A 20,831-nucleotide genomic window follows, 5' to 3' on the forward strand; every position below is an offset into this window, starting at 1 on the left:
TTTAACTATGGCCTTTCATCAGTATGTATCCATCATCCGGATCATCAGAAGTAGTATTTTGATGCATTGTTTTCCATAGTCTATCCGCAGGGTGAAAGAACGGATAAAAATTCGATTCATTGAAATTATGATTAAGTTTGAAATTTATGATTTTTGAAAGAAAAGAATAAGCCCCAGTTAATTATTTAAATCGTGACGTATCCACAGCTTCCCGTTGTTTTTCTTTATAACCTCCGAATTTATAAGTAAACGACACGCCAAACTCGCGGAAACAGGAGTAATGGTTCGTCACGTTCTGCGTCTTAAAGCGGATGCGTGGAGAAATCTGCCCTGTCTCAAAAATATCATTGCAATAGAAGTTGAGAATAGCTTTGTTTCCGGCAAGGGCATAACGCAAGGCAACATTTACATTACCGGAAGTAGGCAAATCATAAATTCCTTGAATGGCTTTGCTATGTACAAATCCGGTAACAGTCAGTTTAAAATCCGGTTTGGTGGAAACGGCGAAGGTATTACTCATTTGAGCTATACCGTAACACTGCTTACGATTGAAGGGAATATCCCAAAAATCTTTGTCTTTCTCGTGATGCCATATTCCGATAAGCGTCAGGCGTGATTTCAACCAATTCTTTATACCGAATGGTATTGATGCTTGTATTCCGGCCTGTTGCTGATAATCGAAGTTGAGATATTTATAAATTTCCACCAGCTGTTGTGAAGATTGATAAAGCGTCTGTGTAGAGTAGTTTTTAGTATGATTAAACCAAGCACTGAAGATATATTTGCTCTTTAAAATATAGTTCGTCTTGACCTTATAGTCCTGTGCAGGTTTCAACAAAGGATTGCCGCGGACTTCGGAATATCCACCGCCGATATAAGAAACAGCATCTTGCACAGCCCAATAACCGGGGTAATCTTTGTCGCTGCTCAAAGCAAGTTGCAGGATATGTCCGGGGGCAGGCATATAGTTCAGATTGATGGTAGGATACCAGTCCCACTGATTCCAGACAGACGTTTTATATCGTTCTATAGCTAAGGAAGCATCCAGCGAAAGCTTATCACCGAAACTCTTATTGAAACCTGTATAGATATTCAGCGTTTCTTCACGTTTGCGGGACTCCATATTTCTAAGGTTATCAGTGGTATTATCACCTTTGGCCAATGAAGTCGCACTTTCATCTCTCAACGGTTTTCCTGTCTCCGGATCATAGTAATATTGATAACTGTTGTCGATGCCGGTGGTATAGACAATACCATAACTCAGTGCCCAGCCTTTGCTCAAGTTGTGTTCTTGCGTCAAGAATATTTTCCAACGGTTGATGCGCTGGCAATCTTGCGTAAAGAAGTAAAGTTCATCGCTCTCCAGCAGGTGGCTATGCAGCAATTGGTCGGACGGAGAACGATAATAAGTCAGCTCGACACCTGCCTTCAGGCCGAAAGGAGTGCAATAGTCCAGACGGCCGCTGTGAAGCCAATCGGTACTGTTGCTCAATGTGGCGGATTGTTGCGAACCGTTGATGTTCGTCCGTCTGTGAGACGTTGTATAGCTACCGTTATAGACAAAACTCAACTGATGCTCTTTAGCTATATTATAATCGGTTCCCACTCGGAAACTATGCACGTGCGAACGGCCCCGGCTCACCTCATCGGTTGACATCGGATGTACCGATCCGTCCGCTAAAATGTGCATAGCATCTTTGTCTGTCGTATTGTAAGTACGGCCATGTTTGTGCGAGTAAAGAAAATCTGCCGAGAATTTGTTTCTATTGTAAAGCAAGCTTGCACGTTCTTCAAAGGCCTCATAATACTTCTGTTTATATTGGGAATAAAGCTCGCCTTGCCAGGAAGAAGTGCTGTCTGCGGTTTGCTTCAATTGTATGTTGATAAGAGCACCGCGCACTTGATAGCGGGCAGGTGCATTATACATTACTTCAGCCTTTTCTATCCGGCTTGCAGGAATGCTCCGCAGTAATGAGTAAAACTGTCCGACACTGAGAGTAGTTACTTTTCCATTCAGAATAACGGTAACACCCTGCCCTGCCAGTTGCAAAGTCCCATTCATTTCGGTCACTCCGGGAAGTTCCTTTATGGCATCATAAGCATTGTCCACAGGCAGGTCGCGGATAAGCCGCGGCAAGTCATAAACCAGTTTGCCCGGCGATGCTTTTACTACCGGGCGCTCACCGGTTATCATTACTTCGGGCAGGCTTTGATAAAGACTGTCCAGACATGCATCCGAGGTTATAATACTGTCTGCACCAAGAGTACACTCTTTGTCGGTGCTTTCTTGAGCGGAAATGCCAATACTTAAAAGGCAGATGATTGATAATAGATAAAACCGTTTCATATATATTTTTATATTTGCTGACTTCTGCAAAGTACGGTATTAGCAACGCAACTTTATGTTATTATAAACTTACTTAGTCTTATCTACTGTTACCGGAAGTGTTATTTAGTCTTACCAAAAGCAGCAAGACATGGGATAACTCTTTATCTTTGCTTACATAAGCAATCAGAAAACGGTTATGAAACTACCTTCAAAATATATCGTCATCCTCGTCATCCTCTCGCTGACCGGGATATTCACATATCAAGCCTACTGGCTGACTAACCTCTACCACACGCAGAAACGAGGTATGGAACAAAGTATCCTCGAAGCCTTGCGTATATGCGACTTCAACGAAATGATACTCCGTATAAAAACCTTGCGGAAAAACAGCACAGACCACGGAGAAGTAAACGTGTCTGCCGGATTCAGTGATGACGGCAGACGCACGCATACGTATGTAAGCAGCAGCACTGTCTTTTCGCATACCGACAAGGACAGTGCCCAAATGTCTGAAGACACAATACTCATAAAACTTCATAAACCAAAACAAGACAGCATCAGCAAGACAGACACTTTCAAATCTGACAAGCCGCAGTCGAGCTTGCACACTAATGCCGGGCTGTCCATGATTCTGGAAAATAAGAACAATATCACAGAACTGTCTTACTACTTTCAACGCGGTTTACATTCAGGGATTGACATTCTTACCGATCCCGACACGCAAGTTTTTGACAGCCTGCTCACTCTGCGTCTGCACGAAGCGGGCATCACCTTACCCCACCGCTTGGAGTATCTGTACACGGGATCGAAAGAAGATTCTTCTTGTACCTTCACCGATACGCTTGCCGTACTGGGTACGCCCGGATACATGCCTACCTCCAAAGCCAAAAACTATGAGTACTCTTTCGACTTGTACTCCCATCACCTCTACCGCCTCACGATGGAACCCGTCACTCTATTGGTACTGAAACAGATGACCGGCATCCTTGCCACGTCCTTCGTCATCCTCATCATTCTTGGTTTTTCTTTCGGATTCCTGATACGCACCATCTTGCGACAAAAGACTCTGGAAGAAATGAAAAGCGACTTTACCAACAACATCACCCACGAACTGAAAACTCCCATAGCCGTGGCCTACGCCGCCAATGATGCTTTGCTGAACTTCAATCAGGCGGAAGAAAAAATACAGCGTGACAAGTATCTGCGCATCTGCCAAGAACAACTGCAACGACTCAGCGGACTGGTAGAACAAATACTGAGCATGAGCATGGAGCGCCGAAAGACGTTCCGCCTACATAGGGAAGACATAGAAGTGCGGGGACTACTCGAAAAACTTGTGGAGCAGCATAAGCTGAAAGCAGACAAATCCGTGGAAATCTCCCTCGATATTAAGCCCGATGACCTCACCGTCAATGCGGATCGCATGCACATGGGCAACATTGTCAGCAATCTGATTGACAATGCCATTAAGTATTCACCGGGGAAAGCAGTGATAGACATTCGTTGCCGCCCGGTGACCTCACCGGAATATGGGAGGCAGACGGAAATCTCTGTCCGCGACCACGGAACAGGTATTACCGCCGATAAGCTGCAGCACGTGTTCGACAAGTTCTACCGCATACCCACAGGCAACCTACACAATATGAAAGGCTATGGTCTGGGACTGTTCTACGTGAAGACTCTGACAGAGAAACATGGTGGAAGCGTGAGTGTGGAAAGCGAATCAAATAAAGGAAGTGTGTTCACTATAAAGATTTAGAACTCAACAATCACAGATATGGAAAAGATTAACATACTATTAGTGGAGGATGAAGAAACCCTCGCCATGATTATCAAAGACACACTGAACAGTCAAGGCTTTGCGATACACATTGCAGGAGACGGTGAAGAAGGCTTGCGCAGATTCTTTGATTTACGCCCCGACGTACTGGTAGCGGACGTGATGATGCCCCGCATGGACGGCTTTGAAATGGTGCGCCGCATCCGCCAGACGGACAAACACACACCGGTACTGTTCCTCACTGCCCGTTCTGCCATTAACGATGTGGTGGAAGGATTTGAACTCGGAGCCAATGACTATCTGAAGAAGCCTTTCGGTATGCAGGAACTGATTATCCGCATCAAGGCATTGGCAGGCAAGGCTTTCTGTTTTTCCGAAACAGAACAACAGAACACAGTCACTGTCTTTGAAATTGGGAACTACCGCTTCAACTCCATCACCCAACGCCTCTCGTACATAGGCATGGATCTACTTCCACATGATGACAGATTGGAAACAGAACTCTCTCATCGGGAAAGCGAGATACTGAAGCGTCTTTGCGAAAACCGCAACCAGGTGGTCAATACTCAGAATGTACTGCTTGACCTCTGGGGCAACGATAGCTTTTTCAACACACGTAGCTTGCACGTATTCATCACTAAACTGCGTCACAGATTGTCACAAGACGAACGCATCCGCATTGTGAACGTGCGCGGAATAGGGTATAAACTAATAGTAAACTGAAATAATGCAAAGAAATCTTCTGCAGTAAAAAGAAAAAGGGTATCTTTGTTCAGTACACAGCCCGCAAAACGGGCATAAATCCAAAAGTAAAAAAAGAACATGAAACGAGTCTTCTTCTGCGTCATCGCCCTGCTTGCAGGCATCTCCACTGTCCATGCACAGAATGAAGTATCTGCCGATACCATCAGCCCTCTGTCTGCAAACGTGAAAAACTATGACGGATTCTTATTGGATATGGGCATGATGAATTTGAAGCCTGCCCCATTTCCCAGGTTCACCTTAAAGATACCAGACGCCAGCAAAGACTACGGCAGTATCTTCCGGCTACCCTCCAACATCACCTACTCACGGGAACTTTCAACTTTTTTTTCACCCGGAAACTCTCGCTACTTCAGTTCAAATCCTTTCGGACTGACAGGCTTCTGGGGTATCACGGACAATCTTCAGACGGGAAGCTTCAAACTAAAGAACGGCATGCGTATCAATACTTACGGGGAATATGACAAAGACGGATGGAAGGTGCATAATCCCTCTGCCCTGCCATGGGAAAAGAACAATTTTAAAGGTGCATTCGAAATGAAATCCGCCAACGGAGCATTCGGAATACGCATTGAAGTGCAACAAGGAAGAAATGCTCCGTATTGAGGAGACTAACAGACAGAAAAACATGAAAAAGAAAGTGTTGATTATAGGAGCCAATGGCTTCACTGGACGAAGGATTCTTAATGATTTGTCACACAATGCGGCTTATGAAGTCACAGGTTGCTCCCTGCACGATGACATCTGCCCCAACTCGGGAGATTATCATTTCGTCCGTATAGACATTCGAGACTGCAAAGCTTTAAACAAACTGTTTGAGGAAGTACAACCCTATGCAGTAATCAATACTTCCGCCCTTTCCGTACCGGATTATTGCGAAATACACCATGAAGAAGCGGAAGCGATAAACATCACAGCCGTAATGCATTTGGCGCAGCATTGCCGGACACACAACAGTCGCCTGATCCATCTTTCCACAGATTTTGTGTTCGATGGAAATACCAAGCGCCTTTATACAGAGGAAGATACTCCTGCTCCTGTCAACTATTACGGTAAGACAAAATTGGAAGGTGAAAGGCAGATAGCCACCATCTGCAATGACTATGCCATCGCACGTGTTGTAGTGGTATATGGTAATGCCCTTCCGGGACAACATGGTAACATATTCCAACTTGTGGCCAACAGACTGAGAAATAACGAAGAAATCTTTGTCGTGTCCGACCAATGGCGTACTCCGACCTTTGTGGGAGATGTGTCACAAGGTGTAGAAAAATTAATTAATCATCCACACAACGGAATCTATCATATCTGCGGAGGCGATTGTCTTACAATTGCAGGTATCGCTTACCGGGTAGCAGATATACTCGGATTGGACCGTTCTCTGATCTGTCCAATCAGCACAGAGGAAATGAAAGAAAAAACGCCCCGCCCCTGCTTCAGCGGATTGAGCATAGAGAAAGCACGAAAAGAATTGAAATATCAACCGCATACACTGGATGAAGGAATAAGACTGATGTTCAGAGATTAAATGGAATTAGAAACTGCCAGCCTATTTTCCTTACTTCAAGCTACCACCAATAATATCCAGTAACTCATTGGTAATAGCCTGTTGACGACTCTTGTTATACTGCTTCGTCAAATCCTGTATCAACTCATTCGCATTGTCCGTTGCTGTCTGCATAGCAAGTGTACGGGCCGCATGCTCGGAGGCTCCGGAATCCAGCAATACCGTAAATATTTTCTGGCTCAACACCTTGGGCAGAAGTTCGGCAATCAACTGCCCTATAGAAGGTTCTACAATATAGTCATTATTAAAACTTCGAGAATTCTCCGGAACTGTTTCCGCAGCTTCCTCAGCAACCTGTGTCAAGTCAATGGGCAGATAATTCTCACGGAGCAGCACTTGAGTACCCATAGACTTGAAATGATGATAAATCAATTCCACACGGTCAATGCGCCTCCCTACAAATTCCTTCATCAGTCTGCCGGCCAACTCATACGCCTCCACATACGAAGGCTTATCGGCCATCACCTGATAACTGCCTTGCGGCACATATCCTAACTTCTTTACAGCTTCTTCCACCTTCTTGCCTACCGGATAAATCAGAATATTTTCCTTTCCCAATGACCGATAATCAGCCAATGTACGTTCTAACATCTTGGCTACATTTGAATTGTAAGCTCCACACAATGAACTGTTGGAGGAGAATGCCACAATTGCCACTTTAATCACAGGCCTTATCTCGGTATATGGTGACTCGAATGATGTATCCGTACGCAAAAAATTTGTCAAGATCTCATTCAGCTTCCGTTGGTAAGGCAGCATACTTTCAATCCGCCCCTGCGCTTTATGCAGCTTGGCAGATGCCACCATCTTCATCGCCGATGTAATCTGACGCGTACTCTTGACGGAGCTAATTCTATTTTTTACCTCTTTCAGTGAAGCCATTCCATTTATTTTAAACTTTGAAGAGAATGTGTCATTATAGTTTTTTAGGCACATCCTCTTTCTGATTATTACATAAATTGTTTCGCAATCATCTCTGCAGTCTCCTCTATTTTCTTGTTGACTTCATCATCTATAACCCCCTTTTTCAGAAAGTCGAGCACATCTTCACGATGATTCATTTCAAGGTATTCAAGGAAACTGTTTTCAAACTCACCAACTTTGTCCAAAGGAACATTCTTCAGCAATCCATGCGTACCACAATAGAGTATGGCCACTTGCCTCTCTACCGACATAGGACTATACTGAGGCTGCACAAGCAAGCGAGTATTCTTTTGTCCCTTGTCAATGGTCAATGCCGTCACAGGATCCATATCACCGCTAAATTTAGTAAACGCTTCCAACTCACGATACTGCGCCTGATCGATCTTCAATGTACCCGCCACTTTCTTCATGGCTTTAATCTGGGCATTGCCACCTACACGGCTCACAGAAATACCTACATCGATAGCCGGACGATTACCTTGATTGAAAAGGTTCGTATCAAGGAATATTTGCCCGTCAGTAATAGAAATCACATTCGTAGGAATATAAGCAGACACATCACCCGCCTGTGTTTCGATAATAGGCAATGCAGTCAACGAGCCGCCGCCTTTCACTTTACTTTTCAAGCTATCGGGCAAATCGTTCATCTCACGAGCCACCTCTTCCTGGCTGATAATCTTTGCCGCACGCTCCAACAAACGGGAATGCAAATAGAATATATCACCGGGATATGCCTCACGACCCGACGGACGGCGCAGAATCAATGATACTTCACGGTAAGCAACCGCCTGTTTGGACAAGTCATCGTAAATCACCAGCGCATGACGGCCGGTATCACGGAAATACTCACCGATAGCAGCACCCGCAAATGGCGCATAATACTGCAATGCAGCAGGATCGCCCGCCGTAGCAGCTACCACAATGGTGTAATCCATAGCGCCGTACTGACGCAGAGTATTTACAATGGAAGCAACCGTAGAACCTTTTTGTCCGATGGCTACATAAATGCAATACACCGGATCTCCCGCTTCGTAATTCTTACGTTGGTTAATAATGGTATCAATGGCTATTGCAGTCTTGCCGGTCTGACGGTCACCGATAATCAATTCACGTTGCCCGCGGCCTATGGGTATCATGGCATCAACGGCTTTCAATCCAGTCTGCAATGGCTGGTTCACAGGCTGACGGAAAATTACTCCCGGAGCCTTACGTTCCAGCGGCATTTCACACAATTCTCCTCCTATCAATCCTTTGCCATCCAACGGCTCTCCCAATGGGTCAATAACACGTCCAAGCATACTTTCACCCACCATGATGGAAGCAATACGCTTAGTACGTTTTACGGTATAACCTTCCTTGATCTTATCAGTAGGTCCCAACAGAACGGCCCCTACGTTGTCTTCTTCGAGATTCATCACAATGGCCTTAATACCATTGTCAAATTCCAGCAGTTCGTTTGCCTCGGCATTGCGCAATCCATAGATACGCGCCACACCGTCACTGACCTGAAGAACCGTGCCTATCTCGTCCAGTTGCACGCGGGTATCAATACCCTCTAACTGTTTACGGAGGATATCGGAAACTTCGCTTACTTTTATATTTTCAGACACCATTTTTCTATTTACTGTTTTACTATTTACTGTTTTACTATTTTGAGAGAAACCAATCCAAAAATGACGTTGACCTATAAATCAAACGATTCTTCTGTTCTTGTCAATGAACTGTTGTTTCACCTTTTTGAGTTGGGTGGCAATGCTGGCATCCAAACGGAAATCGTTGATATCAAAGATAAAACCACCTTCAATTGTAGAATCAACTTCTGTCTGTAACTCCATGTGTGCATGCAACAAGGAAGAGGCACTGTTCCTGATACGTTCTTCTACCTCCCTACTTACCGGTACTGCGGTTATCAATTTGGCAACACCGATACGATTGTCTTTCCGGTATAATTCGAGAAAGCTCAAGCAAATATATTGCAAAAAGGCTTCCCTCCGATTCCTTAAGACAAGAGTGATGAAGCGCGTAAACTCACGTCCGGCGGTAGTATCACCGACAGCGGCAGCACAAATCAGCGAAAACTTCTCACGTACCGTCAAGATAGGATTATCCAGTGCCAGACGCAAATCCGGATGCTTCTCAAAACTCCGGGACAGCATACTCAACTCCTTGTAGAGTGTCTGCTCCTCACCCGTGCTTTTGGCATATTCCATCAACGCCTTTGCATATCGCATCGAAACAATTCCTATATCCATCTTATTTATCTCTATTAATTATTTCTATCAGCCACCAGCACTTCATCCAGCATACGGTCAATCATATCCATCTGCTCATGCTTCTCATCCAGATTCTTGCGAAGTACCTTCTCGGCAATATCAACAGAGAGAACAGCGACCTGGCGACGAATATCACGGATAGCTTCTTCTTTCTCCTGCTGTATCTGCTTTCTAACCTCATCCAACTCTTTCTGAGCGACAATATCCGCCTGCTTGCGTGCTTCGACAATAATCTTGTCACGTTCATGCATAGCTTCCCGCAAGATGCGTCCTTGCTCCTTATTGGCCGCAGCCACCAAAGCATCGCCTTCCTCTTTCAGTCGGGCAAGCTGGGCATTTGCTTCACGTGCCACCTCCAATGATTGGTCAATATAGTTTTTGCGTCCTTCCACCATGTTGGTGATTACAGGGAAACCATATTTGGCCAACACTACAAACACTACACCGAACGAAAGAAGCATCCAAAACAGCAAACCACTATCGGGTAATAACAATGACATAATTTCTATTTATAAGAAGAACACCAACAGACATACAACCACTGCCAACAGAGCAACACCTTCAATCAAGGCGGCCGCAATAATCATACTCATACGGATATCTCCCGATGCTTCGGGCTGACGGGCAATGGCTTCCATTGCCGAACCACCTATTTTACCGATACCTACACCAGCACCGACAACAGCCAAACCTGCACCGATTGTCGCACCTAATTTACTAACTCCCACACCTGCCACAGCAGCTTGCAATAATACAGATAGTAACATAACTTTTTGTTTTTTAATGATTTATTTTACTAATATATTTTTATTTCTCAGCCAAAGCTTTTGTTTCTCCAACTTTACGCTCCTCGGTCTTCGGCTCCTTATGCTCTTCCTGCGCCAATCCTATAAATACGGCAGATAGCATTGTGAACACATAAGCCTGTATAAAAGCAACCAACACTTCCAATGCATTCATAAAAACATTGAATAACACCGAAGCTACAGTCAACGTACCATTTAAAACAGGCCCCATACTGGCAGAAATGAAAATAAGACAAGTCAATACCAACATTGCCATGTGACCTGCCAGCATATTAGCGAAAAGACGAATCATCAAAGCAAATGGTTTCGTCAAAATACCGAAGAATTCGATAAACGGCATCATAGGTATAGGAACCTTCAACCACCAAGGTACATCCGGCCAAAAAATGTCCTTCCAATAAGCCTTCGTTCCGAAAAAATTCACTGCAATAAATGTACAAAGAGCAAGCACCATAGTAATAGCAATATTCCCTGTCACATTAGCACCGCCCGGAAAGAACGGAATCAATCCCATCATGTTGTTAATAAAGATAAAGAAAAATGCCGTCAGCAGGTAAGGAGCGAATTTGCGATACTTCGGTCCCACACAACTCTTGATAATATCGTCATTCACCATCATGATGAACATTTCCACAAATCCGATGAATCCTCCCGGAGCAGCACTGTCCTGAGGATGCCTGCGATACCATTGGGCAACCCCAAGAATAATGACAAGTAACAACAAACTGTTGAGAAGCAATGCCAGTGTCACTTTTGTAATGGAAATATCCAACGGACGAATTTCATTGCCTGCAGCGTCGTATTCCACCAACTTGCCTTCATATTTGCTACCTGTGGGAGCAATGGAAAATCCTTCATAAGTCCCTCTGTTTTCTTCAAGATGCGATGACAGGAACGTATGCCATCCCGTAGTTGTACTATACAGAATTACAGGCAACGGAATGGTAATATGCGTCTTACCCCAGGTTGTAATATGCCATTCATAAGAATCACCGATATGTCCGAAAACTATTTCTTTTACATCCACAGTACTCTCCTTTTGACCGGCAACAGGCACATCATCATGTCGGCTCCCACTCTCAAGCTCAGTTTCAAGTCCTCTCATAGGGTTCGAAATACTGTCCGCATAACCAGAAAGCGGCATTAGCAATCCCAAGGTAAAGGATATTCCAGTCAGTATGTTACGCAATTGTCTCATTTTTTCTTCTATTTTTCAGCTTCCGGTTCGCTTCAAAAGTAAAGAAGAACCAGGAATCATATATCAAATATATCAGGTAGTTTGCTATAAACGTCAACAGAAATCCTCTTGACTCCTCGCGTACTATAATACAGTATATCAACATCACAACCATAGAGGCAAGCATCCTCATGACACGCATCAACAGATAAATCTGTAACATACGTCCCGGCATACGATGTCGGCTGGTTTCGGTCATATTTATCATGAATATGCCGAAGATATAGAAGAAAAGCGGAATCAACGGATAGCCGCCAAAATAATGGTGGGGATTAATCGAAAAATACACCCATCCGCCTATACCTCCTATCAATACAGTCAAGAGCGTTGTCTGAAGTAGATAATTTCGCTTCGTAATAGTCACGGCTACAAATATTAATTATTGGTGGTGGAAGAAATAGGACAATTTTCTATACAAGCATCAACTTTACCATTACTCATTTCCACAAATCCGCTTTGAATATCAAGTTTATGTTCTTCGCCATCTGTCACGTAAATCAATGTCCCCATCCTGAGTGAAGATACAATCGGCGCATGTTGTGGCAAAATGGAAAATGATCCCATTGCACCAGGCAGTGTGACACTTTCCACTTCTCCGTTAAAAAGTTCTTTCTCCGGCGATACAATATTCAAATGCAACTTTTTCATCTCCCTTTAATTAATAACTAAAATTATTTTTTTGCTTGTTCCAGTAATTTCTTACCCTTCTCAATAGCTTCTTCAATAGTTCCTACATTCAAGAAAGCAGGTTCGGGCAAATAGTCCACTTCACCGTCAAGAATCATCTTAAATCCTCTGATTGTATCTTCAATGGAAACCATTGTTCCGGGAATGCCTGTAAACTGTTCGGCAACAGCAAACGGCTGCGAAAGGAAGCGCTGCACACGGCGTGCACGGTTCACCAATGTACGGTCGGCATCAGATAGTTCTTCCATACCGAGAATAGAGATGATATCCTGCAACTCTTTATTACGCTGAAGAATCTGTTTGACGCGCTGTGCCACTTCATAATGTTCACGTCCTACAATGTGTGGATCAAGAATTCGTGAAGTCGATTCCAACGGATCTACAGCAGGATAAATGCCAAGTTCAGTAATCTTACGACTCAAGACCGTTGTGGCATCCAGATGTGTAAAAGTCGTTGCGGGCGCAGGGTCCGTCAAGTCATCGGCGGGTACATATACAGCTTGTACGGAAGTAATGGATCCACTCCGTGTGGAAGTGATGCGTTCCTGCATGGCCCCCATTTCGGTAGCCAATGTCGGTTGGTAACCCACAGCAGACGGCAGACGTCCCAATAAAGCAGATACTTCAGAACCAGCCTGAGTGAAACGGAATATATTATCTATAAAAAACAGGATATCACGTGGCCCATCTGTCTCGGCTCCCATATCACGGAAAGATTCAGCAACCGTCAGACCGGACAAAGCCACTGACTGACGTGCACCGGGAGGCTCGTTCATCTGACCGAAAATCAACGCTACCTGAGACTTGGCAACTTCATTATAATCTACCTTAGACAAATCCCAGTTACCTTCTTCCATACTCTTCTTGAATTCTTCACCATAACGGATAACACCCGATTCAATCATCTCTCTCAGCAAATCGTTGCCTTCACGGGTACGTTCTCCTACGCCGGCAAACACAGAAAAACCATGCTGTTTCTTGGCAATATTATTGATAAGTTCCTGAATAAGGACTGTCTTACCTACACCAGCACCACCAAATAAACCAATCTTGCCTCCTTTACTGTAAGGTTCCAATAAATCAATTACTTTAATTCCTGTGTAGAGCACCTCTTGTACGGTAGTCAAATCCTCAAACTTAGGCGGTTCACGATGAATAGGATATGCTCCTTCACGATCCAGTTCTTTCATCCCATCAATAGAGTCACCCACCACATTCATAAGACGACCTTTAATCTGTTCGCCCACCGGCATGGCAATCGGACCTCCAAGCGGATGTACTTTCATACCTCTTTGCAACCCATCTGTACTATCCATAGCCACGGTACGCACTGTATTTTCACCAATATGCTGCTGCACTTCCACAATAAGTCTTTTACCACTCGACCTTTTTATTTCCAATGCATCATGAATACTCGGCAACATAAGTTCTGTTTCCGTACCTTCGAAATAAACATCCACAACAGGACCTATTACCTGTGATATATGTCCGACAATCTGTGACATAAGCAATCTTTTTTATTCTATTTCCTTAATTTGTTCTATCCGATAAAGTTATAAACGTTCGCCAACAGTGGTTTGTTCATCAAAATAGTTATATAAACAACGTTTGCAAATGTATAAACAAATCAGTTCTCGTTGTTCTCCTACCAAACTTTTTTTCCACAAATTATACTATTTTGAATGATTAATGCTACAAAAAGAACAATTCGTTACGAAAGCAATAACGTTGGTTAACATTATTATTCTGCCATTTTTGCCTTTTTCAGTTTCATGGAAAAAAATATTCATTCACTTATTTGCCACATAAACTAAGAAAACATACCTTTGCTATAATCGCTGAAAAGTAAAACTAATAATAATATGTTCATGAAGAATAATTTATTTCCTTTTATATTGCCTTTATGTCTCTGCATTGCATGCAGCAGCAACAAAGCAAATAACATTCCTAAAACTGAAACTCCGGTGGATACAATCACGGCATTTATTCTACCTTCCATCCCTCCAATGTTGAATACCCCTGAACTGCGTGCTAATTATTTAGTAGGACATTATTGGGAAAACACAAACTTTGCAGACACAAACTACATACATCATCCGGAAATTACTGAACAGGCTTGGGTGGACTACATAGACATTTTAAAACTTGTTCCTGCCCCAAAAGCCGATGCTGCTTTGAAAAGAATGTTCTTGCAAGCTGAAAAAGCAAAAGCAAGTTATCTGTACCTTGCAGAACTTGCAGATAAATATCTATATGATCCCAACTCGCCTATGCGCAATGAAGAACTATATATATCGGTATTAGATGCCCTCATCTCCACTCCTATTCTGGATAGTGTCGAAAAAATACGACCACAAGCTCGTCGTGAACTGGCACAAAAAAACCGTATAGGCACAAAAGCCATAGATTTTACCTATACTTTAGCATCAGGAAAGAAAGGCACTTTATATGCTCTGAACAGCCATTACACACTATTGTTTATCAACAATCCCGGCTGTCATGCCTGCACAGAAACCATCGAAGCGCTAAAGCATGCACCTGCCATCAACCATTCTGCATCTCGTAAACAATTGCAAATCCTATCTCTCTATCCTGATGAAGAACTTGATGAATGGAAAAGACACCTCTCTGATTTTCCTCTTGAATGGATCAATGGACATGATGCCAATCAAGTCATCAAAGAAAATAATCTATACGACCTAAAAGCCATCCCCACCCTCTATCTTCTTGATAAAGATAAAAAAGTTTTATTGAAAGACGCTACAGTAACAGAAATAAATCAATACCTATCGAAATAATCTTAAACATTATTATATTCGAGCAAAAAATAAGCCTTGTCTCTCGACAAGGCTTATTCACAACACAAACACAAAATAAAACACGACAAAACTACTATGCAATCTTACCTGTCTATGCCAGGGAGGCATATGTACTAATTATGGATATTCACATACACATAAATAGCTTCAGGCCGATTTGCATTCTATAAACAAATGCGGGGAAGCATTTGTTTATCTCTTATTTGTTAAAAAACACAAAATATACATTTCCCTATTATTGAATACCTTTCTCACGAAGCTTCAATTGCCAATTCCATGCAGAAAGTAAAGTGTCTTCTATGCTGGTTTCTGCTTTCCATCCCAATTCATTATTTGCCAATTCAGGATTAGCCCATACTTTCTCAATATCACCAGCACGGCGACCTACAATCTGATAGTTCAACTTCACACCGGTAGCTTTCTCAAAAGCATTAATCAACTCAAGAACTGTAAGTCCGCGACCAGTACCAATATTAAAAACTTCTACTTTCTCTTTCTGCTTCTTCTCCAAAATACGGTTAATGGCTACTACATGCGCTTTAGCTAAATCCACCACATTTATGAAGTCACGGATACAAGAACCGTCAGGTGTATCATAATCATCACCGAATACACTTAACTTCTCTCGAATACCAATAGCTGTCTGAGTAAGGTATGGTATAAGATTTTGAGGTACGCCATTGGGTAGCTCACCAAGCAAAGCGGTAGGATGTGCACCAATCGGATTGAAGTAACGCAACAAAATAGCATCTATAGGAGCACCCGAAGCCACCGTATCACGGACAATTTCCTCATTAATCTGCTTCGTATTTCCATAAGGAGATTCAGCCTTCTTGATAGGCGCCTGTTCCGTCACAGGAAGCTCGTCTGGCTGACCGTAAACAGTACAAGAAGATGAGAATACAATCCCCTTTACTTCATGTTTAGGCATTAACTCAAGCAAATTGATTAATGAAACCAAATTGTTACGATAGTAAAGCAATGGCTTCTGGACAGATTCTCCGACAGCTTTACTGGCAGCAAAGTGGATAATAGCTTTGATACCTTTGTATTTAGTAAATACGGCATCAAGACCAGCATAATCCAAACAATCCAATTCCTCGAATGCCGGACGAACGCCAGATACTTTTTCAATGTTATCTACAACGTCTGCGCTGGAATTTGACAAATTATCAATAATAACAACGTCATAACCTGCGTTCTGAAGTTCCACAACGGTATGAGAACCAATATATCCGGTTCCTCCTGTAACTAATATCCTTTCTTTCATATAACTATAAATAATTTAGCTTTTAGGTTATCTTTACGCCACAAATGTAAGGAAATTAATTTAAGAAAAACAGGAAAAGGGTATAAAAATTAATTTATACCCTTTTCCTGTTTTAGTTTTTTATTTCAAATCTTTACAACTCCGGAAAAGCCCATAAATGCCATTGCCAGTAAACCCGCAGTAATTAAGGCTATTGGAGTGCCCTGCATACCCTTCGGCACATTAACAAGGCTCATCTGTTCACGCAGACCTGCAAATAATGTCAATGCCAAGCCAAAGCCTATTGCCGTAGAGAAAGCATAAACAACTCCTGTAAGCAAGTCGTAGTCTTTCTGAATAACAAGGATAGCCACCCCAAGAATACAACAGTTAGTTGTAATCAACGGTAAAAACACTCCCAAGGCCTGATACAAAGAAGGAGATACTTTTTTCAGAATGATTTCTACCATCTGCACCAATGCGGCAATCACCAGAATGAAAGTAATAGTCTGCAAATATCCCAGTCCGAAAGCATCGAGTACATACTTCTGAATAAGGAATGTCACAATAGTAGCAATAGTGAGTACAAACGCCACCGCTGCCGACATACCCAACGCCGTTTCCACCTTCTTGGAAACACCCAAGAACGGACAAATTCCCAAAAATTGCGACAACACGATGTTGTTAACAAAGATTGCCGAGATAAATATCAATATATATTCCATAATCTTTAAATTAAGAATTAAGAATTAAAAAATAGAAACACAACATACTCTCATTTCAATTCTTAATTTTCCATTATTAATTCTTCTTCAAACTGTTGATTAAAGCAATGAGGTATCCCAATGCAATAAATGCACCCGGAGCAAGAACAAATACCAACATTCCGTACTCTTCGGGAAGCATAGTCAGATTAAAAACTTTGCCGGTCCCCAAAAACTCACGGACAGCACCAAGCAGAGTCAACGCAATGGTAAAGCCCAATCCCATGCCCAATCCGTCGAAGAAAGAAGCAACCGGATTGTTTTTGGCAGCAAATGCTTCGGCACGCCCCAATACAATACAGTTTACAACAATTAATGGAATGAATAAACCTAACGTTGCGTATAATGCAGGTACGTATGCTTGCATAATCATCTGCAACAATGTCACAAAAGATGCTATAACCACAATAAAGGAAGGAATACGTACCATATCGGGAATTAGGTTCTTAATAGCAGAAATTACCACATTGGAACAGATAAGCACAAACATCGTAGCCAATCCCATCCCCATACCGTTAATGGCAGAAGAGGTAGTACCCAACGTAGGGCACATACCAAGCAGGAGTACAAACGTGGGATTTTCTTTGATAATCCCGTTCATCATAACTTTGAAATTATTCATAATCTTCTACTCCTTTCTTAGTTTAGCACTGATAGAATCCGCAGTAACAGATTCACAATCAGTTGATTCAATATTCTTTTTCGTAGCGCTTGTAGTACCATCCGTCACATTCTGACCGGCATAAGCAGCATAAGCCGTATTCACTGCATTCAAAAAAGCACGTGAAGTAATAGTGGAAGCTGTAATGGCATCTATTTTGCCACCGTCCTTGCTTACCGTCAGCGGGGATTTCTCCGGATTCATGCCGGTGATATCTCCTTTACTCCCTTTCTTAAACCAATCGGCAGCCTTGGAGCCCAGCCCTGGAGTTTCGGCATGTGCCAGTAATGAGTAATCAATAATCTTACCTTCAGCATCGAAACCTACCAATACTTTCAGTTCACCACCAAATCCCATTGCCGTAGCCTCTACAGCAGCACCGATATATTCACCGCCCTTGGTAGCAGGATATACGGAATACTCAACACCATTTACATCCTGCACTTTCTTTTCGGCAATCGGATCATTATCAAAGCCCGGCACTACCGCACTTACAGCATCGCTCAATGTCTTGGCATTAGCCTGTGCAATAGGCTCCTTCGTCAGTTCATTCACATAAGCCAGCAATGCTACGGAAATAGCAGTAACACCTGTAAGCACCAGCAACATATTTTTCAAAGATGATTCTAATTTTTTCATTTCTTCTTTGCTACCTCCCCAAAGCGTTTAGGTTTAACATAGGTATTAATCAACGGAGTGAACGCATTCATGATAAGGATAGCGAACGACATACCTTCAGGATATGCACCGAACAGACGGATAACAACCGTCAACAGACCGATACATACACCGTAAATCAACATGCCCTTATGGTTCATAGGAGATGTTACATAGTCCGTAGCCATAAAAACAGCACCGAGCATCAAACCTCCGGAAAGCAACTGTACCACCGGAGAAACATACAGTTCGGGATTAACCAGATACATGATACCAGAAAAAACAAGTACCGTAGCCAGAATAGATATAGGAATATGCCAAGTAATGATCTTCTTCCATAGCATATAAGCCAGTCCCAACAGCAGTGCTAATGCACTTACCTCGCCAAGACATCCGCCGTTATTACCAATCAGCAAATCGAAAGCTCCCGGAAGATCACTCAATGACATGCCAGGAGCACCATTGATAACACCTTTCATGATAGCCAATGGTGTGGCCGCCGTAGTAGCATCTGTGTAAGCAGTCAATTGACCGACAGCAGGCCAGGTAGTCATCTGTACAGGAAAAGAAAGCAACAAAAACACACGTCCTGCCAATGCAGGATTAAAAGGATTACATCCCAAACCACCGAAAGACATCTTGCCTACGCCGATAGCAAACAAGGCGCCCAGAACAATGATCCAGACAGGCAGATTAGAAGGTAAATTGAATGCCAGCAACACACCGGTAATAATAGCAGAGCCATCACAGATAGTTGTGGTTTCTTTCTTCATGAGAAATCTGCCGATAGCCCATTCAAAAAACAAACAGGCTGCTACGGAGGTAGCCGTAACAATCAGCGCACCAAGTCCGAAAAAGTAAAGCGATACAAGGAATGCCGGAATCAATGCAATAAGCACACCGTACATATTATTCTTTACGCTGTCACCACCGTGAACGTGGGGCGAAAGGGATACGATTAATTTATTCATATTCTGTTATTTTTTAGCTTGACGTGTACGGATCATTGCTCCTACCTTACCTTTACCCAAACGAATGTAATCCAACATAGGGCGGTTAGAAGGACAAGTGAACTGACATGAGCCGCATTCGATACACGACATAATATCTTCTTTCTCTACTCTTTCAAAATCTCCATGAGCCGAAACTGTGGCAAGCAAATAAGGTTCCAGTCCCATTGGACAAGCACCTACACACTTGGCACAACGGATACAGGGTTGTATTTCACCACGTTTAGCTTCCTTTTTATTCATAATCAGAATACCCGAACTTCCCTTAGCGGTCGGTACATCTGTATTCACCAATGCTTTACCCATCATCGGTCCACCTCCGATAATCTTACCCGTATCTTCAGGAAGGCCACCGCAAGCGTCAATCAGTTGCTGCATCGGTGTGCCGATACGTGCCAAAAAGTTGGACGGTTTTATTAGTGATTTACCTGTTACGGTAATGACACGCTCAAACAATGGTTTGTTCTTCTGAACTGCCTGATAAACAGCAAATGCCGTACCTACATTTTGAACCACAGCTCCAGTAGAGATAGGCAACGCACCTGCGGCTACCTGACGGTTGATAACCGCATCAATCAACTGCTTCTCACCACCTTGCGGATATTGCACTTTTAAAGAAACAACCTCAATGCCTGCATAACTGGAAGCTACCTTTGTCATCAACTGGATAGCATCAGGCTTATTATTTTCAATGCCGATAAATGCTTTGTTTACCTTTACAGCTTTCATCAAGATGGATACACCTACCATCACCTCATCAGCATGTTCCAGCATCAACTGATGGTCGGCTGTCAAATAAGGTTCACATTCTACGGCATTGATAATAACACATTCAGCCTTGAACGCAGGAGGAGGACACAACTTAACTTGAGTTGGAAAACAAGCTCCACCCAAACCTACAATACCAGCATCGGCAATCTTCTTCACAATTTCTTCAGAAGTGAGATTACACTCTTTTACCAAAGTTTCGCTACGATCGATGGATTCTTCCCATTCGTCACCTTCCACATCAATAAAAACAGCCGTTTTAGCATATCCACTGGCATCGATAATTGAGTCAATTTTAGCAACCTTTCCACTGACAGACGAATGAATGGCTGCCGATACGAAACCACCGGATTCGGCAATCTTTGTACCTACCTTCACTACATCACCTTTAGCTACAATAGGCTTTGCAGGAGCACCGATGTGCTGTCCCAATAAGATAACGGCTTTGGCCGGAATCTCCGCCTTAATGATAGGCTGATGTGCTGAAAGTTTATTTTCGCGTGGATGAATTCCACCGATTGAAAATGTCTTCAACATA

21 protein-coding genes are annotated in these 20,831 nt (G+C 43.0%); 5 read left to right on the plus strand and 16 right to left on the minus strand.

The window, feature by feature from the left end; all coding sequences use genetic code 11:
- Positions 1 to 181: 181 nt before the first annotated feature.
- The gene (locus BACHE_RS12255) at positions 182 to 2,347 is read right to left on the minus strand and encodes an outer membrane beta-barrel family protein (protein ID WP_013548033.1); all 2,166 of its coding nucleotides are present in this window, start codon (positions 2,345 to 2,347) and stop codon (positions 182 to 184) included.
- A gap of 178 nt (positions 2,348 to 2,525) precedes the next feature.
- Here BACHE_RS12255 and BACHE_RS12260 point away from each other — a divergent pair, with 178 nt between their 5' ends.
- From BACHE_RS12260 to BACHE_RS12275, 4 genes are all read left to right on the plus strand, one after another.
- Positions 2,526 to 4,088 carry a sensor histidine kinase gene (locus BACHE_RS12260; RefSeq protein ID WP_013548034.1) on the plus strand — a complete coding sequence of 521 codons (1,563 nt, stop codon included), beginning with the start codon at positions 2,526 to 2,528 and terminating at the stop codon, positions 4,086 to 4,088.
- A gap of 18 nt (positions 4,089 to 4,106) precedes the next feature.
- On the plus strand, positions 4,107 to 4,832 hold the full coding sequence (locus BACHE_RS12265) for a response regulator transcription factor (protein WP_013548035.1): 726 nt from the start codon (positions 4,107 to 4,109) through the stop codon (positions 4,830 to 4,832).
- A gap of 99 nt (positions 4,833 to 4,931) precedes the next feature.
- A complete protein-coding gene (locus tag BACHE_RS12270) occupies positions 4,932 to 5,477 on the plus strand; it encodes a hypothetical protein (RefSeq protein ID WP_013548036.1) in 546 nt (181 codons plus the stop codon).
- A gap of 22 nt (positions 5,478 to 5,499) precedes the next feature.
- Positions 5,500 to 6,399 (plus strand): SDR family oxidoreductase, encoded by a 900-nt coding sequence (locus BACHE_RS12275; RefSeq protein ID WP_041579823.1) that lies wholly within the window; start codon positions 5,500 to 5,502, stop codon positions 6,397 to 6,399.
- A 30-nt stretch (positions 6,400 to 6,429) separates the two neighbouring features.
- On the opposite strand, the gene BACHE_RS12280 is transcribed toward BACHE_RS12275, so the two are convergent.
- The 9 genes from BACHE_RS12280 to atpD all read right to left on the minus strand — a co-directional run bounded on the left by BACHE_RS12280 (position 6,430) and on the right by atpD (position 13,870).
- A complete protein-coding gene (locus BACHE_RS12280) occupies positions 6,430 to 7,320 on the minus strand; it encodes a F0F1 ATP synthase subunit gamma (RefSeq protein ID WP_041579824.1) in 891 nt (296 codons plus the stop codon).
- A gap of 68 nt (positions 7,321 to 7,388) precedes the next feature.
- On the minus strand, positions 7,389 to 8,972 hold the full coding sequence (gene atpA / locus BACHE_RS12285) for a F0F1 ATP synthase subunit alpha (RefSeq protein ID WP_148229904.1): 1,584 nt from the start codon (positions 8,970 to 8,972) through the stop codon (positions 7,389 to 7,391).
- An 81-nt stretch (positions 8,973 to 9,053) separates the two neighbouring features.
- The gene (locus tag BACHE_RS12290; protein WP_013548040.1) at positions 9,054 to 9,614 is read right to left on the minus strand and encodes a F0F1 ATP synthase subunit delta; all 561 of its coding nucleotides are present in this window, start codon (positions 9,612 to 9,614) and stop codon (positions 9,054 to 9,056) included.
- 14 nt (positions 9,615 to 9,628) lie between these two features.
- Positions 9,629 to 10,135: a F0F1 ATP synthase subunit B gene (gene atpF / locus BACHE_RS12295; RefSeq protein ID WP_013548041.1), complete on the minus strand. Its 507-nt coding sequence runs from the start codon at positions 10,133 to 10,135 to the stop codon at positions 9,629 to 9,631.
- Between the two features lie 9 nt (positions 10,136 to 10,144).
- Entirely contained in the window at positions 10,145 to 10,402 is a 258-nt protein-coding gene (gene atpE, locus BACHE_RS12300) for an ATP synthase F0 subunit C (protein ID WP_013548042.1), read from the minus strand.
- Positions 10,403 to 10,442: 40 nt separating this feature from the next.
- Positions 10,443 to 11,639, minus strand: coding sequence for a F0F1 ATP synthase subunit A (atpB, locus tag BACHE_RS12305; RefSeq protein WP_013548043.1), 1,197 nt, complete (start codon positions 11,637 to 11,639; stop codon positions 10,443 to 10,445).
- A complete protein-coding gene (locus BACHE_RS12310; RefSeq protein ID WP_013548044.1) occupies positions 11,623 to 12,042 on the minus strand; it encodes a hypothetical protein in 420 nt (139 codons plus the stop codon). Before BACHE_RS12310 ends, atpB begins: the two co-directional genes overlap by 17 nt.
- A gap of 11 nt (positions 12,043 to 12,053) precedes the next feature.
- Positions 12,054 to 12,326 (minus strand): ATP synthase F1 subunit epsilon, encoded by a 273-nt coding sequence (gene atpC / locus BACHE_RS12315; RefSeq protein ID WP_013548045.1) that lies wholly within the window; start codon positions 12,324 to 12,326, stop codon positions 12,054 to 12,056.
- Between the two features lie 23 nt (positions 12,327 to 12,349).
- Positions 12,350 to 13,870 carry a F0F1 ATP synthase subunit beta gene (gene atpD, locus BACHE_RS12320; protein WP_013548046.1) on the minus strand — a complete coding sequence of 507 codons (1,521 nt, stop codon included), beginning with the start codon at positions 13,868 to 13,870 and terminating at the stop codon, positions 12,350 to 12,352.
- A gap of 363 nt (positions 13,871 to 14,233) precedes the next feature.
- Between atpD and BACHE_RS12325 the strand changes: the two genes are divergently transcribed.
- A complete protein-coding gene (locus BACHE_RS12325) occupies positions 14,234 to 15,163 on the plus strand; it encodes a DUF5106 domain-containing protein (protein WP_041579825.1) in 930 nt (309 codons plus the stop codon).
- A gap of 256 nt (positions 15,164 to 15,419) precedes the next feature.
- Here BACHE_RS12325 and galE read toward each other — a convergent pair whose 3' ends face one another.
- The 6 genes from galE to rsxC form a co-directional block, all read right to left on the minus strand.
- Positions 15,420 to 16,454 carry a UDP-glucose 4-epimerase GalE gene (galE, locus tag BACHE_RS12330; protein WP_013548048.1) on the minus strand — a complete coding sequence of 345 codons (1,035 nt, stop codon included), beginning with the start codon at positions 16,452 to 16,454 and terminating at the stop codon, positions 15,420 to 15,422.
- Positions 16,455 to 16,579: 125 nt separating this feature from the next.
- The gene (gene rsxA, locus BACHE_RS12335; RefSeq protein WP_013548049.1) at positions 16,580 to 17,158 is read right to left on the minus strand and encodes an electron transport complex subunit RsxA; all 579 of its coding nucleotides are present in this window, start codon (positions 17,156 to 17,158) and stop codon (positions 16,580 to 16,582) included.
- Between the two features lie 76 nt (positions 17,159 to 17,234).
- Complete coding sequence (rsxE, locus tag BACHE_RS12340; RefSeq protein ID WP_013548050.1) at positions 17,235 to 17,819, minus strand: electron transport complex subunit RsxE; 585 nt, start codon at positions 17,817 to 17,819, stop codon at positions 17,235 to 17,237.
- 6 nt (positions 17,820 to 17,825) lie between these two features.
- Complete coding sequence (locus BACHE_RS12345) at positions 17,826 to 18,497, minus strand: RnfABCDGE type electron transport complex subunit G (RefSeq protein WP_013548051.1); 672 nt, start codon at positions 18,495 to 18,497, stop codon at positions 17,826 to 17,828.
- Entirely contained in the window at positions 18,494 to 19,486 is a 993-nt protein-coding gene (locus tag BACHE_RS12350; protein ID WP_013548052.1) for an RnfABCDGE type electron transport complex subunit D, read from the minus strand. The genes BACHE_RS12345 and BACHE_RS12350 overlap by 4 nt, the downstream gene beginning before the upstream one ends.
- Positions 19,487 to 19,492: 6 nt before the next feature.
- A complete protein-coding gene (gene rsxC / locus BACHE_RS12355; RefSeq protein ID WP_013548053.1) occupies positions 19,493 to 20,830 on the minus strand; it encodes an electron transport complex subunit RsxC in 1,338 nt (445 codons plus the stop codon).
- Position 20,831 lies beyond the last annotated feature (1 nt).

Origin of the sequence: Bacteroides helcogenes P 36-108 (genome assembly GCF_000186225.1) — a bacterium.
Lineage (GTDB): Bacteria > Bacteroidota > Bacteroidia > Bacteroidales > Bacteroidaceae > Bacteroides > Bacteroides helcogenes.

What these genes read in the sequence shown, in the direction of transcription:
- BACHE_RS12255 (WP_013548033.1), bottom strand. Translation starts at nt 2,347, where the DNA reads ATGAAACGGTTTTATCTATTATCAATCATCTGCCTTTTAAGTATTGGC.
- BACHE_RS12260 (WP_013548034.1), top strand. Translation starts at nt 2,526, where the DNA reads ATGAAACTACCTTCAAAATATATCGTCATCCTCGTCATCCTCTCGCTG.
- BACHE_RS12265 (WP_013548035.1), top strand. Translation starts at nt 4,107, where the DNA reads ATGGAAAAGATTAACATACTATTAGTGGAGGATGAAGAAACCCTCGCC.
- BACHE_RS12270 (WP_013548036.1), top strand. Translation starts at nt 4,932, where the DNA reads ATGAAACGAGTCTTCTTCTGCGTCATCGCCCTGCTTGCAGGCATCTCC.
- BACHE_RS12275 (WP_041579823.1), top strand. Translation starts at nt 5,500, where the DNA reads ATGAAAAAGAAAGTGTTGATTATAGGAGCCAATGGCTTCACTGGACGA.
- BACHE_RS12280 (WP_041579824.1), bottom strand. Translation starts at nt 7,320, where the DNA reads ATGGCTTCACTGAAAGAGGTAAAAAATAGAATTAGCTCCGTCAAGAGT.
- BACHE_RS12290 (WP_013548040.1), bottom strand. Translation starts at nt 9,614, where the DNA reads ATGGATATAGGAATTGTTTCGATGCGATATGCAAAGGCGTTGATGGAA.
- atpF (WP_013548041.1), bottom strand. Translation starts at nt 10,135, where the DNA reads ATGTCATTGTTATTACCCGATAGTGGTTTGCTGTTTTGGATGCTTCTT.
- atpE (WP_013548042.1), bottom strand. Translation starts at nt 10,402, where the DNA reads ATGTTACTATCTGTATTATTGCAAGCTGCTGTGGCAGGTGTGGGAGTT.
- atpB (WP_013548043.1), bottom strand. Translation starts at nt 11,639, where the DNA reads ATGAGACAATTGCGTAACATACTGACTGGAATATCCTTTACCTTGGGA.
- atpC (WP_013548045.1), bottom strand. Translation starts at nt 12,326, where the DNA reads ATGAAAAAGTTGCATTTGAATATTGTATCGCCGGAGAAAGAACTTTTT.
- atpD (WP_013548046.1), bottom strand. Translation starts at nt 13,870, where the DNA reads ATGTCACAGATTGTCGGACATATATCACAGGTAATAGGTCCTGTTGTG.
- BACHE_RS12325 (WP_041579825.1), top strand. Translation starts at nt 14,234, where the DNA reads ATGAAGAATAATTTATTTCCTTTTATATTGCCTTTATGTCTCTGCATT.
- galE (WP_013548048.1), bottom strand. Translation starts at nt 16,454, where the DNA reads ATGAAAGAAAGGATATTAGTTACAGGAGGAACCGGATATATTGGTTCT.
- rsxA (WP_013548049.1), bottom strand. Translation starts at nt 17,158, where the DNA reads ATGGAATATATATTGATATTTATCTCGGCAATCTTTGTTAACAACATC.
- rsxE (WP_013548050.1), bottom strand. Translation starts at nt 17,819, where the DNA reads ATGAATAATTTCAAAGTTATGATGAACGGGATTATCAAAGAAAATCCC.
- BACHE_RS12345 (WP_013548051.1), bottom strand. Translation starts at nt 18,497, where the DNA reads ATGAAAAAATTAGAATCATCTTTGAAAAATATGTTGCTGGTGCTTACA.
- BACHE_RS12350 (WP_013548052.1), bottom strand. Translation starts at nt 19,486, where the DNA reads ATGAATAAATTAATCGTATCCCTTTCGCCCCACGTTCACGGTGGTGAC.
- rsxC (WP_013548053.1), bottom strand. Translation starts at nt 20,830, where the DNA reads ATGTTGAAGACATTTTCAATCGGTGGAATTCATCCACGCGAAAATAAA.